This is a genomic window from Comamonas testosteroni TK102 (assembly GCF_000739375.1).
GTDB lineage: Bacteria > Pseudomonadota > Gammaproteobacteria > Burkholderiales > Burkholderiaceae_C > Comamonas > Comamonas brasiliensis.
The window spans coordinates 4,022,620-4,036,825 of the sequence record NZ_CP006704.1 but is presented as its reverse complement, the minus strand read 5'-3'; the positions used below and the strand labels follow the sequence as shown (position 1 = coordinate 4,036,825).

General features: G+C 61.3%; 12 protein-coding genes and 5 tRNA genes. 5 read left to right on the top strand and 12 right to left on the bottom strand.

Annotated features, from left to right (window positions below; all coding sequences use genetic code 11):
* Positions 1-62: 62 nt before the first annotated feature.
* On the top strand, positions 63-1,355 hold the full coding sequence (locus tag O987_RS18265; protein WP_003053482.1) for an NAD(P)/FAD-dependent oxidoreductase: 1,293 nt from the start codon (positions 63-65) through the stop codon (positions 1,353-1,355).
* Positions 1,356-1,827: 472 nt separating this feature from the next.
* Positions 1,828-2,145 (top strand): hypothetical protein, encoded by a 318-nt coding sequence (locus O987_RS18260; RefSeq protein WP_003053484.1) that lies wholly within the window; start codon positions 1,828-1,830, stop codon positions 2,143-2,145.
* A 44-nt stretch (positions 2,146-2,189) separates the two neighbouring features.
* Here the strand turns inward: O987_RS18260 and O987_RS18255 are convergent.
* The 5 genes from O987_RS18255 to O987_RS18235 form a co-directional block, all read right to left on the bottom strand.
* A tRNA-Asn gene (locus tag O987_RS18255) sits at positions 2,190-2,265 on the bottom strand.
* 46 nt (positions 2,266-2,311) lie between these two features.
* Positions 2,312-2,387, bottom strand: a tRNA-Asn gene (locus O987_RS18250).
* A gap of 46 nt (positions 2,388-2,433) precedes the next feature.
* A tRNA-Asn gene (locus O987_RS18245) sits at positions 2,434-2,509 on the bottom strand.
* Positions 2,510-2,555: 46 nt separating this feature from the next.
* Positions 2,556-2,631 (bottom strand) — tRNA-Asn (locus O987_RS18240).
* Between the two features lie 45 nt (positions 2,632-2,676).
* A tRNA-Asn gene (locus O987_RS18235) sits at positions 2,677-2,752 on the bottom strand.
* Between the two features lie 182 nt (positions 2,753-2,934).
* Between O987_RS18235 and def the strand changes: the two genes are divergently transcribed.
* A complete protein-coding gene (gene def / locus O987_RS18230) occupies positions 2,935-3,474 on the top strand; it encodes a peptide deformylase (protein WP_003053486.1) in 540 nt (179 codons plus the stop codon).
* Between the two features lie 529 nt (positions 3,475-4,003).
* Positions 4,004-5,494, top strand: coding sequence for a nucleobase:cation symporter-2 family protein (locus tag O987_RS18225; protein WP_019043982.1), 1,491 nt, complete (start codon positions 4,004-4,006; stop codon positions 5,492-5,494).
* A 141-nt stretch (positions 5,495-5,635) separates the two neighbouring features.
* Here the strand turns inward: O987_RS18225 and O987_RS18220 are convergent, their stop codons facing one another.
* The 7 genes from O987_RS18220 to O987_RS18190 all read right to left on the bottom strand — a co-directional run bounded on the left by O987_RS18220 (position 5,636) and on the right by O987_RS18190 (position 12,586).
* Positions 5,636-6,706, bottom strand: coding sequence for an NAD(P)/FAD-dependent oxidoreductase (locus tag O987_RS18220; RefSeq protein ID WP_051962209.1), 1,071 nt, complete (start codon positions 6,704-6,706; stop codon positions 5,636-5,638).
* Between the two features lie 36 nt (positions 6,707-6,742).
* On the bottom strand, positions 6,743-7,072 hold the full coding sequence (gene fdxA, locus O987_RS18215; RefSeq protein ID WP_003053491.1) for a ferredoxin FdxA: 330 nt from the start codon (positions 7,070-7,072) through the stop codon (positions 6,743-6,745).
* Between the two features lie 144 nt (positions 7,073-7,216).
* Complete coding sequence (locus O987_RS18210; protein ID WP_043373913.1) at positions 7,217-8,590, bottom strand: sulfate adenylyltransferase subunit 1; 1,374 nt, start codon at positions 8,588-8,590, stop codon at positions 7,217-7,219.
* Between the two features lie 161 nt (positions 8,591-8,751).
* Positions 8,752-9,684: a sulfate adenylyltransferase subunit CysD gene (cysD, locus tag O987_RS18205; RefSeq protein ID WP_003053495.1), complete on the bottom strand. Its 933-nt coding sequence runs from the start codon at positions 9,682-9,684 to the stop codon at positions 8,752-8,754.
* A 62-nt stretch (positions 9,685-9,746) separates the two neighbouring features.
* On the bottom strand, positions 9,747-10,394 hold the full coding sequence (locus O987_RS18200) for a phosphoadenosine phosphosulfate reductase family protein (RefSeq protein WP_003053496.1): 648 nt from the start codon (positions 10,392-10,394) through the stop codon (positions 9,747-9,749).
* Positions 10,391-10,777, bottom strand: a complete 387-nt coding sequence (locus O987_RS18195) for a DUF934 domain-containing protein (RefSeq protein ID WP_003053497.1) — start codon at positions 10,775-10,777, stop codon at positions 10,391-10,393. The genes O987_RS18200 and O987_RS18195 overlap by 4 nt, the downstream gene beginning before the upstream one ends.
* Before the next feature lie 24 nt (positions 10,778-10,801).
* Entirely contained in the window at positions 10,802-12,586 is a 1,785-nt protein-coding gene (locus O987_RS18190; protein WP_003053498.1) for a nitrite/sulfite reductase, read from the bottom strand.
* Positions 12,587-12,871: 285 nt separating this feature from the next.
* On the opposite strand from O987_RS18190, the gene O987_RS18185 reads away from it, so the two are divergent.
* Positions 12,872-14,191 carry a hemolysin family protein gene (locus tag O987_RS18185; protein WP_003053499.1) on the top strand — a complete coding sequence of 440 codons (1,320 nt, stop codon included), beginning with the start codon at positions 12,872-12,874 and terminating at the stop codon, positions 14,189-14,191.
* Positions 14,192-14,206: the final 15 nt, after the last annotated feature.

The window sequence follows — 14,206 nt, the reverse complement described above, 5'->3', positions numbered from 1 at the left end:
CGATGGTATTCTGCGCACCCTTTGGCGGCCTCTGGCCGCGAGCTGATTGAGGTGGTAGAACTATGAGTGTCCCGGAACCGTTGATGACCGATGTTGAATCGGCCTGTGATGTGGCTGTGGTCGGCGCCGGGCCTGCAGGCCTGATGGTGGCCGAGCAACTGGCAAAGGCCGGCCTGTCGGTCAGGGTCTTCGAGGCGAAGGCCTCGGCGGCCCGAAAGTTCCTCATGGCCGGCAAGGGCGGCCTCAATCTCACGCATTCCGAAGAGTTCTCCGGTTTTGTGACCCGTTATGGCTCCCGCGCTGGCGATCTGGCCCCTTGGCTCGAAAAATGGGGTGCGGACGAACTTCGGGCCTGGGTCAAGGAGCTGGGCTTTGATACCTTTGTGGGTACATCCGGGCGCGTGTTTCCGGCGGATATGAAGGCTGCGCCGCTGCTGCGGGCCTGGCTTGTGCGCATGAAGTCGCTGGGAGTGCAATTCCATATGCGTCACCGCTGGACAGGCTGGTCGGAGGATGGTCAGCCGGTTTTCCAGACAGGGGGAGCCAGGGTCAAGATCGGCTGCAAGGCCCTGGTGCTGGCGACCGGCGGAGGCAGCTGGGCGCGTCTGGGCTCGGATGGCGCCTGGGTTGCGCTGTTGCAGGACAAGGGTGTGGACATTGCTCCCTTGCAGGCGGCCAATTGCGGCTTTGATGTGGGTTGGCCGCAGGGGCGTGAAGCAGGGTGGAGCGAGGTGTTTGCGCAGCGTTATGCGGGCCAGCCATTCAAGTCGGTGGTTCTGAGGTTTGTGGATGATCAAGGGGTCCGCTTTGAGCGCCAGGGGGAGTTTGTGGCGACGCAAAGCGGGGTGGAAGGCAGTCTTGTCTATGCAGTTTCATCCCTGCTGCGAGACAGCATTTCCCGCCAGGGCGCAGCCTGCTTCGAGCTGGATCTGCTGCCGCAGTGGAGTGCGGAGCGTGTGCAGCAGGAAGTGATGCGGCCGCGCGGCTCGCGCAGCCTCAGCAGTCATCTCAAGGGACGTCTGGGGCTGGACGGCATCAAGACGGGCTTGCTGTATGAGGTGCTCGGCAAGGATGGCATGGCGGACATGAAGCGTCTGGCATCGACGATCAAGGCGGTGCCCCTGACCGCCATCGCGCCACGCCCCATTGATGAGGCTATCAGCACGGCTGGCGGGGTCCGTCTGGAAGCTCTGGACGCGCGCGGCATGTGTGCGGCACTTCCCGGTGTCTTCTGTGCCGGGGAGATGCTGGACTGGGAAGCTCCGACGGGCGGCTACCTGCTGACGGCCTGCCTGTCATCAGGCGTTCATGTGGCTCAAGGTATCCTGGACTTCCTGCAGGCCGGCGAGGCCTGAGAGATGGCCTGGGCAGCAGGCGCGCTGCATTGATTTCTAAGGAGTTTCGCGGCGTGGCGGCGGCCCTTGGCCTGTAAGGCTTGCGAGTGGAGGCTGTCTCAAGCTGCAAAGGCCTGTTCCAGGTGCCGCACAAGCCCATGGGTATAGGTGGAAACGCCATTGCGCTTTGGTGTTTCACAGGAGTCGCAAGACATCGGCCGGAAGGTTGGGGGCTTACCGAAAGACACTGCAAAAGTCCCTGGCAATGTGTCTCTTTGATTTCTGGACAGTGTCTTTGTGATGCAGAAAGCCTTCGGCGCGCGGCGGCGAGCTGGCTTCGGGCGGCTTGCCGTGGGGAGCGGGTCTCCATCCTACGAGGCGAACTCTTGCTGTGGGACAGATGCCATGGGCCAGAGACAGTACGCTGACAGCAGCACCTCATCGGATGATGGGTATGACGGATTTGCGTTGTTACCGGAAAAGGAGGTTGGACATGTTTTTCGGCAAGATCTTCGGTTTTGGACGTTCCGAACCACGCTATATCCGCCGCACGCGTGCCTATCTGCAGGAAGCTCGCATGGCCATTCTTGAGCACTCCATCGCGGCGGAGTACTACCAGTCCTCTGCGCAGATGTATGCCGAACGCGCTGCGCGGCTGGAAGATGAGTTGCGGGCCTGGGAGGAGGGCGAGCAGCACCATATTCCGGCCGTGCCGCACCACTATCCCTATGTCCCACACTCGGCACACAAGGCCGTCGCCGTAGATGCGCCGCCCGTGGGGGCGTCCGTGGGCGTGGTTAGGGCAGCCTGAGCGGATAAAAGAAAAGCCTGTATGCGTGCATACAGGCTTTTTGATGGCTCCTCAACCTGGGCTCGAACCAGGGACCTACGGATTAACAGTCCGGCGCTCTACCGACTGAGCTATTGAGGAATGTGTCGGCGTGACTGCCTTGAACGATTGCAAGGCGATTGAATTTTGGCTCCTCAACCTGGGCTCGAACCAGGGACCTACGGATTAACAGTCCGGCGCTCTACCGACTGAGCTATTGAGGAATGTGTCGGTGTGACATGCCTTGAACGATTGCAAGGCGATTGAATTTGGCTCCTCAACCTGGGCTCGAACCAGGGACCTACGGATTAACAGTCCGGCGCTCTACCGACTGAGCTATTGAGGAATGTGTCGGTGTGACTGCCTTGAACGATTGCAAGGCGATTGGATTTTGGCTCCTCAACCTGGGCTCGAACCAGGGACCTACGGATTAACAGTCCGGCGCTCTACCGACTGAGCTATTGAGGAATATGTCGGTTTGATGCTTTGATATCCGCAAAGCATCGGAATTCTTGGCTCCTCAACCTGGGCTCGAACCAGGGACCTACGGATTAACAGTCCGGCGCTCTACCGACTGAGCTATTGAGGAAGAAGACCTAGATTATAGGGTGTAAAAATAGGCTCGCAGGAAGTTCATCGCAATTTCATCAAATTCTCTGTGCCTGATGCCCCAAACAGGTCGCAGGGTTCAGGTTGATTGGGGCTGACGCTATGCTTTTGAAGAATGAAACAGTGCGGTGGCCCGGTGGCTGCTGCGCGCTATATTGATCTATGACCGTACGTGCCATTTTGAAGATGGGTGATCCCCGTCTGTTGCGGCTTGCTAAGCCGGTGACTGAATTTGATACCGATGCGCTGCATCTATTGCTCAAGGATTTGCTGGACACCATGCATGCCGCCAACGGCGCAGGTCTGGCGGCGCCGCAGATCGGTGAGGATCTGCAGATGGTGGTGTTCGGCTCGGGCGAGCCCAATCCTCGCTACCCCGACGCCCCCATAGTGCCCCGCACCGTGCTGATCAATCCGGTCATCACTCCAATCGGTGAAGAGGAGCAACTGGATTGGGAAGGTTGTCTGTCTGTACCCGGTCTGCGAGCCATGGTGCCGCGCTGGAGCAAGGTGCGCTATACCGGCTTTGACCTCTATGGCGATCCGATCGACCGCACGGTCGATGGTTTCCACGCACGCGTGGTTCAGCATGAGTGTGACCACCTCTGGGGCAAGCTCTATCCGATGCGCGTACGCGATTTCAGCCAGTTCGGCTTTACCGATGTGCTGTTTCCCGGCATCGCGCAGGCCGAAGACGACTGAGCCTGAGCGGACAGGCGCTCTCGATTCCTTCTCTGACCTACATCAGGTGCAAGCCTCCATGGAAGTGGAGCTTGCATCTTTTTGTTTCTTGCCGGGCCTTGGGGTCCGGGTGTCCGTGACATAAGTCAATTTTTTCGCGCTCAACAGCAGGCAATTGGCCTGCTGTTGAGCTTTGGAAAGGTTCTGGTCAGCACTTTGTATACAAAACTGTAGACAATTTTGGTGTCCTGGCGACGTACAGTCTCGACTCATGCCCTGCTGGGTATGGCTTTGATTGCGCAATGGAATAGTCCGTCCGGCGGATGTCATGCAATCAAAGGAGATTGAAAGACTGACTTGGGTGAATGAAAGAGTGGTTTGCTCTTTTCTATAGGTCGGATCGCTCTCGCAGAAGAGCGACTGGCGGCAGCACAAGGCCTCGCTGGGGCGATCGGAAGACAGATCGCTGCCAAGGGCAGTCGCTGCAAGTCGACTGGACAGAGCAAAAGGCCTCAAGAGCCTTGGTGAGTTGGTAATTTAGGAGACAAAGATGAACGATCAGACCGGAGCATCCAGGGATGCGACCGTCAAGCGCCCCGAAGATGAGAATCTTGGCGTCACCGCCAACCTCATGTACGGCTTGCAACATGTGTTGACCATGTACGGCGGCATCGTGGCAGTGCCTCTGATCGTGGCCGAAGCGGCTGGCATGTCCGCTGCCGACGCCGGCCTGCTGGTGACCGCCTGCCTGTTCATGGGTGGTGTGGCAACCTTGCTGCAGACCCTGGGCATCCCTTTCTTCGGCTGCCGCCTGCCTCTGGTTCAAGGCGTTTCATTCGCAGGTGTGGCCACCATGGTCAGCATTCTGCATACCGGCGGCGGCATGCAGGGCGTGCTGGGGGCTGTCATGTACGCCTCGGTACTGGGCCTGATCATTGCGCCGGTTTTTTCGCGCATCACCAAATTCTTCCCGCCGCTGGTCAATGGCTGCGTGATCACGGTGATCGGCATGTCGCTGATGCCAGTGGCTGCGCATTGGGCCATGGGCGGCAATGCCAAGTCGGCTGATTACGGCAGCATGGGCAATATCGGTCTGGCCGGGCTGTCGCTGTTCATGGTGCTGCTGTTCAGCAAGCTGGGCAATGCCATGTTGTCGCGCCTGTCGATTCTGGTGGCGATCGTGGTGGGCACCATCACGGCGGTGTTCATCGGCAAGGCCGATTTCTCCCAGGTGTTCAACGGCCCCATCTTTGCGGTACCGACGCCTTTGCATTTCGGCTGGCCCACTTTTGACATGGCGGCAACCATCTCCATGTTCATCGTGATTCTCGTGATTCTGGTGGAAACCTCGGCCGACGTGCTGGCCGTGGGCGAAATCGTGGACAGCCCCGTGGACGGTCGTCGACTCGGTGACGGTCTGCGCGCCGACATGCTGTCCAGCATCGTGGCTCCCATCTTCGGCGGCTTCACGCAAAGCGCTTTTGCGCAGAACGTGGGTCTGGTGGCCGTGACTGGAATCAAGAGCCGTTTTGTGGTGGCTTTCTCCGGCCTGATCCTGATCGTATTTGGCGTGCTGCCGGTGATGGGGCGTATCGTGGCCTGCGTGCCTCCCTCCGTGCTGGGCGGCGCCGGCCTGGTGCTGTTCGGTACCGTGGCTGCGAGCGGCATCCGTACCCTGGCCAAGGTGGAGTACAACAACAATATGAATCTGATCATTGTTGCCACCTCGGTGAGCGCGGGTCTGCTGCCGGTGGTGGCTCCCAAGTTCTATGACCAGTTCCCCGCATGGTTTGCCACGATTTTCCACTCGGGCATCAGCGCAACCGCTCTGGTTGCTGTGACCCTGAACCTGCTCTACAACCACTTCAAGCAAGGCAATTCCGATCAGCCTTCCGTCTTTGAAGCCGGCTATGGCCGTGCCCTGAGCCAGCATGTACTGGAAGCCCTGGCCGATGGCGACCGCGTCGAAGGTGGCAAGATCTACGACAAGGAAGGCAAGGAAGTTCCCATCATTCCGGTCAAGCCGGCTCATGGTCATTGACTCGAGATCAAAGTGCGCGCGGTGGGGTCTGACCCCGTCGTGATTTACACCGCTATCCCGCATACGAGGGATAGCGGTTTTTTTATGCCTGTCTGAAAGGCGGCGGTGCCTAGAGCGTGGGAGAAATGCGCCGCAAGCGCTTCAGTGCGACACGCCCAGGATGGCGTGCAGGCGGGCGCTGGTCGTCGTGTATTCCAGCAAAGGCTTGCTGCCCTGCAGGTATTCGGCGGCCGCGAACGCGGCCATGGTGGCCTCATGAAATGCGCAGAGGATCAGCCGCTTCTTGCCGCTGTAGCTGACGATGTCGCCGACGGCATAGATTCCCGGGGCACTGGTGGCAAGCGTTGCCGGATCCACCGCCAGCTGCTTGCGCTCCAGCGCCAGGCCCCAGTCCGTCAAAGGGCCCAGCTTGGGCGAGATGCCCTGATAAACCAGCAGCAGCTCGACGTGCAGCGTATGTTCATCGCCTTCGCCATCCATCCATTGCACGGCCTGCAGCCGGCCATTGCCGTGCCGCACTTCGGTGATCTGGCCAATCAGGACTTCTACGGCGCCAGATTCGCGCAGCTGCTGCAGCTGGGCCAGTTGCGCGGGCTCGGCATTGAAGCTGTCGCGGCGGTGCATGAGAACGGTTCTGGCTGCATTGGCAGTGCAGGCAATGGCTGCGGCCACGGCTTCCTCATCGCCGCCATAGACCAGCGCCTGGCGGCCTGCAGCCATGTCCGGCTGCTGCGGGTGATAGTGCAGCTGGCCTGGTTCGAGTCCATCCACTCCCGGCGCCTTGAGGGCCTTGGGAACAAAGGCGCCGACTCCTGCGGCGATGAAAACGGTGCGCGTGTGAAAGACGGCTCCAGCCGTGGTGCCGACCTGCCAGCGCCCGTCCTCAAGGGCCTGCAGGGCCTGTACTTGCTGTGAAAGATGGCGCGTTACCTGCATGGGCGCGATCTGCTTTTCCAGCAGTTGCACCAGCTCCAGACCCGTGCAGACAGGAATGCCGGGAATGTCGTAGATGGGCTTGTGCGCATAGAGCTGGCTGCACTGGCCGCCGACATGGGGCAGGGCGTCGATCAGATGGGCTTGAATGCCCTGAAGGCCGAGCTGGAAGGCCTGAAACAAACCCGCCGGACCTGCGCCAATGATGATGGCGTCGGTTTCCACGGCGGGTTGTTGTTGAGTGAGAAAAGCGTTGGTCGTTGCGTTGGACAGGCTCATGCGGGCAAGCGTAGCGCAGTCAGCGCCCAGACTGGCTCAGCGCTCCAGCAAATCCACTTTGTTCGGCTTGCCATTCCACTCGTCGGCGTCGGGCAGCGAGGCCTTGCGCTTGGTGATGCTCTTCCAGCTCTTGAGCTGGGACAGATCCACGTTCAGCTTGATAAAGGCCAGTTGATCGGCCGGCACATCTTCTTCGGCAAAGATGGCATTGGCCGGGCATTCAGGAATGCAGACGGCGCAGTCAATGCATTCATCGGGATCAATCACCAGAAAGTTGGGGCCTTCACGGAAGCAGTCCACGGGGCATACGTCCACGCAATCGGTGTACTTGCACTTGATGCAGTTTTCGGTAACGACGTGAGTCATTGAGAATCTTCTTCTTGGGTGGGGATTGGTAAAACCCCTTGATTTTAGGTTTTTTCCCGCGCAGCGCCAGTGCCTGGCCGGATAAGGCCGTATGGAGATCCGGTTTGACGGCCAGATCGGGGTACGGCCCTGCCTTCGGTTGCCTCAGTTCACCAGCGCGGCGCCGGCTGTGGCGTTGCTGGCGGTGTCCACCAGAATCAGCGAGCCCAGCTGGCGAGCCTGGGTGAAGGGAGCCGCCGGAATCGCTTCCTGCAGCACCAGTTCCACCTGGCCTATGGCGTTGGCTTCGAGCTGCTGGGCATCTTCCTTGTCCAGCGTGTTGATGTTGAGGCGGTGAACCAGGCGGCGGGCCTTGGCCTTGACCCAGCGGTGGCCGTGCAGCGCCCAGTAGACACGGCCGGGCACCAGGGGCTCGTTGTCCATCCAGGCCACGGTGGCGGTGATCTCGCGGCTGCTGGGCCAGGGGCTTGCGGCAGCAGGGGCATCGAAGTCATCGTCGGCCACTTCTGCTTGCACGGGTGCAGCAATGATCCAGTCGCCGCGCGAGACGTCGACCTCACGGTCCAGCGTGATGCCGGCGGACAGGCCGGCAGCCACTTCCTTGGGGGCGCGGGCGTGATCTATGACCTGGGCCACGGTGGCGAGCTGGCCACTGGGCAGAATCTGCACCTGGGCACCGACCTGGGCCAGGCCCGTGGCGACACGGCCCCAGAACACGCGGCGACCCTGGCTGGTGTCGGACGAGGAGGAGAACTTCTCCACCCACTGCACGGGGAAGGCCAATGCCAGATCGCTGTCGGTGGGTGTGTTGGGTAGTTGCTCCAGCAGCTGCAGCAAGCTGGGGCCTTGGTAGCCGGCCCAGCCGTCGGCGCTGTTGACCACGTTGTAGCCCTTGAGCGCGGACACAGGCACGGTGGCCGTGATCTTGATGTCTGCGGAGGCCGTGAACTTCTGCAGCGCGGCGCTGATATGGGCAAAGGCCAGGGCCGGGTCCTGAACGGCATCGAGCTTGTTGACGGCAAACACCAGCGAGTTCACGCGTAGAAGGTGGGCCAGCAGGCTGTGACGGCGGGTCTGGGGCAGCAGCTCCAGATCGGCATTCTTCCAGTCCAGCTTGGTGGCGTCGACCAGCACCACGGCGGCATCGGCGCTTGATGCGGCCGTCACCATATTGCGGGTGTACTGCTCGTGACCAGGTGCATCGCCAATGATGAACTTGCGCGACTCGGTGGCGAAGTAGCGGTAGGCCACGTCGATCGTGATGCCTTGCTCGCGCTCGGCGGCCAAGCCGTCGGTCAGCAGGGCCAGATCGGTTTCGCCGGACTTGGTGACGCCGGCCAGCTGATCCTGCAGCACGGCGCGGGTGTCCACCAGCAGGCGGCCGATCAGCGTGCTCTTGCCGTCATCGACCGAGCCGCAGGTGATAAAGCGCAGCGCGCTGCTGGTATGTGCATCAAATTGGTCTGTAACGCTTGATGGACTTGCGCTAGCAGCTATGGAATTAATAGTTTCAGTCATCGCATTCTTTCTTCGATCAGGCCTGGGCGTGATCCTTGAACAGGCATGGCCCAACCCCGGACACCGCGCAAGGGCCGTCCCGCTGCGCTGGTGTCGTCCCCCTCCCGAAGGCGAAGCCTGACGAGAGAGGGGGAAGGCGCGATAGCGCCACAGGGGGAGCGTTAGAAGTAACCGTCTTTCTTGCGCTTTTCCATGGACGCTTCGCTGGTCTTGTCATCCATGCGCGTCGCGCCACGTTCGCTGACCTCGGCGGCCAGGGTTTCGATCACGATGTCTTCGGCCGTTGCTGCCGTGCTTTCCACGGGGCAGGTGCAGGTGATGTCACCCACGGTGCGGAAACGCACATCACGTACCACCACTTCTTCGCCATCCCTGGGAGGCGTCAGCTCGGTCACGGGCACCAGCAGGCCCTTGCGCTCCACCACATCGCGCTTGTGGGTGTAGTAGATCGATGGCAGGGCGATGTTTTCTCGGGCGATGTACTGCCACACGTCCAGCTCGGTCCAGTTGCTGATGGGGAAGACGCGGAAATGCTCTCCCTGCGCAATACGGGTGTTGAACAGCGTCCACAGTTCGGGGCGCTGGGCCTTGGGCTGCCACTGGCCGAAGCTGTCGCGGTGGCTGAAGATGCGTTCCTTGGCGCGGGCCTTTTCCTCGTCGCGGCGCGCGCCGCCGATCAGGGCATCGAAGCGGAACTCGTCAATCGCCTCCAGCAGCGTCACGGACTGGTGCACATTGCGCGATTCGCCGGGGTGGGCCAGGCGCACGGTGCCGCGTGCCATCGAGTCTTCCACACTGCGCACGATGAGCTCGGCGCCCAGTTCCCTGGCTCGCTGGTCGCGGAAATCGGTCACTTCTGGGAAGTTGTGGCCGGTGTCGATCATCAGCAGAGGGTAGGGGATGCGGCCTGCGCCAAAGGCTTTTTCGGCGCAGCGAAGCATGACCAGCGAATCCTTGCCGCCCGAAAACAGCAGGGTGGGGCGTTCAAAAGCGGCGGCCACTTCGCGCAGGATGAAGATGGTTTCTTCTTCCAGCGCATCCAGGTGGCGATTGCTGAGATGGCTCAACACGGAAGTATCCACACGGGCGTTCATAAATACACTTTCAAGCGAAACAGTTCTCTAGCGCATATCTAGCAAGCGCTGGTTGCTATTTTTTAGTGAGCAATGTGGAGGCCGCACTCGCGGTTGTCTTCGCCCTTGGTGGGGTCCACATAGTCAAAGTTGTTGGGCAGGCCGTGCTTTTCGCAGTATTCGTACAGCTCCTTGGACGACCAGTGCAGCAGCGGCGCAACCTTGACCAGACCGTCGGGGTTGATGCTCACGGGGTCCATCTGCGCACGCACGGCGGTGTCGGTGGCGCGCAGAGCGGTGAACCAGACCTTGGGTGCGGTCTCGCGCAGGGCGCGGGCAAAGGGCTCCAGCTTCACCTCTTCGGTGAAGGCCGCATGGCGCGGGTCGTCCAATGCCGGCGTGGCGCCTTCCACGGCCTCGCGGTGGGCGCGTGAGCGCAGCGGCAGGTAGATCTTGAGCTTGAGCCCAAGCTGCTTGGTCACCGCATCGGCAAACTGATAGGTGGCTTCGGTGTTGTAGCCGTTGTCCATCCAGACCACGGGCACGTCGGGGTTGGCGCGCGTCACCATGTGCAGGATCACCGCCTCGAAGGGACGGAAGTTGGTGGTGACGATGGTGGACTGACCCAGGCCCACGGCCCAGTCCACCAGCGCCTGGGCGTCGCGGCCCAGCTCGGCATTGATTCGTGCCAGATCCAGGTCGAGGGTGCTTGCGGGGGCGAGCTGGCTCATGCTTGCACCTCGGCGAAATGAGGCTGGGTGTGCACGGCATCGGCCTGGTAGAAACCGCCAAAGCGCTCGAACTGGCGCTGGGCATCGGCGGCGTCCACGCCTTCGCGCAGCACGGCGCTGCTGAAGCCTGTGCGCTCCATCTGAACCAGCTGGTCGATCAGCACATCGCCGGTGGCGCGGATGTCGCCCGCAAACTTCAGGCGGCGACGCAGCAGATAGGCCTGGCTGAAGGCGCGGCCGTCGGTGAAGTTGGGGAAATGCAGATCCACCTGGATGATGCCGTCGAGATTGGCTTCGAGGGCGTTCACATCGTTCGCCAGCACCAGCACATTGCCGGTGCTTTCGGTGGGGGCCTGGTATTCGTTGCTTGCCAGAATTTTCATGACTTTATCCTTGTTCTTATGGCTTCAGGCCAGCGCTTCTTCTTCGGTTTCCACAGGGTGGCGGGCGGCCTTGCCGGCCTCCTTGAAGGGATCCAGGCCGATGCGGCGCACAGCGTCGATGAAGTGCTCGCCGGGCTGGCGCAGGTCGCGATAGGTGCTGAGCACGGCTTCGATCACATCGGGCACTTCGGCGGCGCTGAACGAGGGGCCGATGACCTTGCCGGCCACGGCCTGGCCGGACAGGGTCGAGCCGTCGGAGCCGCCCAGCGTGACCTGATACCACTCCTTGCCGTCCTTATCCACGCCCAGGATGCCGATATGGCCGCTGTGGTGGTGGCCACAGCTGTTGATGCAACCGCTGATATGCAGATCGATCTCGCCGATGTCGTCCAGCTCGTCCAGATCCTGGTAGCGGGCCGTGATGGCGTCGGCAATCGGCAGGCTGCGGGCATTGGCCAGCGCGCAGAAGTCACCGCCGGGGCAGGCGATCATGTCGGTGAGCAGCGCCACATTGGTGCTGGCCAGGCCCAGGGCCTTGGCCTCGGTCCACAGCGCATGCAGCTGGCCGACCTGCACCCAGGGCAGCATCACGTTCTGGTCGTGCGTCACGCGGGCTTCGCCGGCAGAGAACTTGTCCACCAGATGAGCCAGTGCGTCGAGCTGTTCGCTCTGTGCATCGCCGGGGGCCTGGCCCACACGCTTGAAGGACAGGGTCACGGCGCGCAGACCGGCCACACGGTGGGCGTGGACGTTGCGGGCAATCCAGCGTGCAAAAGCGGGTTCCTTGGCGGTCTGGGCAATCAGGGCCTGCTCATCGCCTGCGGCATCGGCCACCACGGGCAGAGCGGGCGTGGTGAACATGGCAGACACGCGATCGAACTCTGCCTGGGGCACGGTGTGAGGGCCGCCGTCCACTTCGACGATCTGGCGGAATTCCTCTTCGACGGCATCGATATAGGCCTGGCCTTCGGCCTTGACCAGAATCTTGATGCGTGCCTTGTACTTGTTGTCGCGGCGGCCCAGCTCGTTGTAGACGCGGACGATGGCCTCGATGTAGTTCATGATCTGGTTCCAGGGCAGGAACTCGCGGATCACGGTGCCGATCACGGGTGTGCGGCCCATGCCGCCGCCCACGAAGACCTTGAAGCCGATCTCGCCGGCTTCGTTCTTGACCATGTGCAGGCCCACGTCATGCCAGCCCGTGGCGGCGCGGTCTTCGCTGGCGCCGGTGATGGCGATCTTGAACTTGCGTGGCAGAAACGCGAACTCGGGGTGCAGCGTGGTCCACTGACGCAGAATTTCTGCATAGGGACGGGGGTCGACGATCTCGTCGGGTGCGATACCGGCCAGTGCATCGGTGGTGGTGTTGCGGATGCAGTTGCCGCTGGTCTGGATGCCGTGCAGGTTCACCGATGCCAGCAGATCCATCACATCGGCAGACTTGCTCAGCGGAATCCAGTTGAACTGCACATTGGTGCGGGTGGTGAAATGGGCGCAGTTCTTGGGCAGATAGGTGGTGCCCAGTTTGCCCTGGCCTTCCAGAGCCTGTTTGAAGACTTCGGCCTCGGGCTCGTCATACTCGCGCGCCACCCTGGCCAGTACGCGGATCTGGGCGGAATTGATTTCACCGTAGGGCACGGCCACACGCAGCATGGGCGCATAGCGCTGCACGTACCAGCCGTTTTGCAGACGCAGCGGGCGGAAGTCGTCTTCCGTGAGCTTGCCTGCCTGCCAGCGCTGGAGCTGGTCACGGAACTGGTCGGCGCGTTGCTTGACGAACGCTTTGTCGAAATCGGTGTATTGATACATGTCTTCAGTTCTTCCGTGGAGCGTATGCCCTGCCACGCGTAGCATTGCACTTGGATCGTTGGACTGAACTGTAGAGAGGCTTTATATAAAAACAAACGATTATTTAGTGCTTCATATATATCTGATTGAATATGTGAGAGGGCTGGTTCACAGGTCGAACAGGGTGCCTCGGCGAATTTCCTTTCTGCGCGCTTGCATTTTGTGAGCGGCCCTGCGCCGCGCATTCTCTAGAATCGGGGCTTGTTCAATGATTGAGGCGCCTGGATTGAAAGCGGGTGCCTGACTATGGAAATAGCCATACTTTTCGCTCTCATCTGTCTGAACGGCGTGTTCGCCATGTCGGAAATCGCGCTGGTCACCGCCCGCAAGAGCCGCATGCAGAAACTGGTGGATGAGGGCGACAGCGGCGCGGCAGCTGCTATCAAACTGGGAGAGGATCCGACGCGTTTCCTCTCCACCATCCAGATCGGTATCACCTCCATCGGCGTGCTCAACGGCATCGTCGGCGAGGCGGCTCTGGCCGGCCCGCTGGAGAACTGGCTGATCACCATGGGCATGACCCAGAAATATGCCGACTACCTCTCCACCGGCCTGGTGGTGGTGCTGATCACCTACTTCTCCATCGTCGTGGGCGAGCTGGTTCCCAAGCGCCTGGGCCAGACCCATCCCGAGGCCCTGGCGCGCCTGATCTCGCGTCCCATCAACTTCCTGGCCCTGGCCACCAAACCCTTTGTCTGGTTGCTGTCGGCATCGACGCGCGGCCTGCTCAAGGTGCTGGGCGTCAAGGAAAGCAATGGCAGCGTGGTGACCGAAGAGGAAATCCAGGCCATTTTGGTGGAGGGCCACACGGCCGGCGTGATCGAGTCGCAGGAGCACACCATGGTGCGCAACGTGTTCCGTCTGGACGATCGCCAGATCGGCTCGCTGATGGTGCCGCGCAGCGATGTCATCTGTCTCGATATCGACGAGAGCCTGGAAGAGACTCTGGCCCGTGTCGAACAGGCCGACCATGCGCGCTTCCCGGTCGTGCGCGGCGATATGAACAATATCGTGGGCGTGCTCAATGCCCGCCAGTGGCTGACGCAGGCCTTGCTCAACAAGGGCAGGCAGGCGCTCAAGGACCAGCCTTTGCAGGCGGCCCTCTATGTGCCCGAGACCATTACCGGCATGGAGCTGCTGGACAACTTCCGCACCTCCGATCTGCATATGGCTTTTGTGATCGACGAGTACGGCGAGGTGCAGGGCATTGTCACGCTGCAGGACCTGATCGAGGCGATTACCGGCGAATTCCAGCCGCGCGACCCTGAGACCAGCTGGGCCGTGCAGCGCGAAGACGGCAGCTGGTTGCTGGACGGCCATATTCCCGTGCCCGAGCTCAAGGACCGGCTGGGCCTGCATGCCGTGCCCGAGGAAGAGCGCGGCCGCTATCACACCCTGAGCGGCATGATCATGCTGCTGCTGGGCCGCGTGCCCACCGAAGCCGACGTGGTGGAGTGGGAAGACTGGCGCTTTGAAGTCGTTGACATGGATGGCAAGACGCTGGACAAGGTGCTGGCGACCAGACTGGAGCCCCTGGTCACCGTGGCATCGTTAAGCAGCGAATAAACCCGGCTTCAGAAT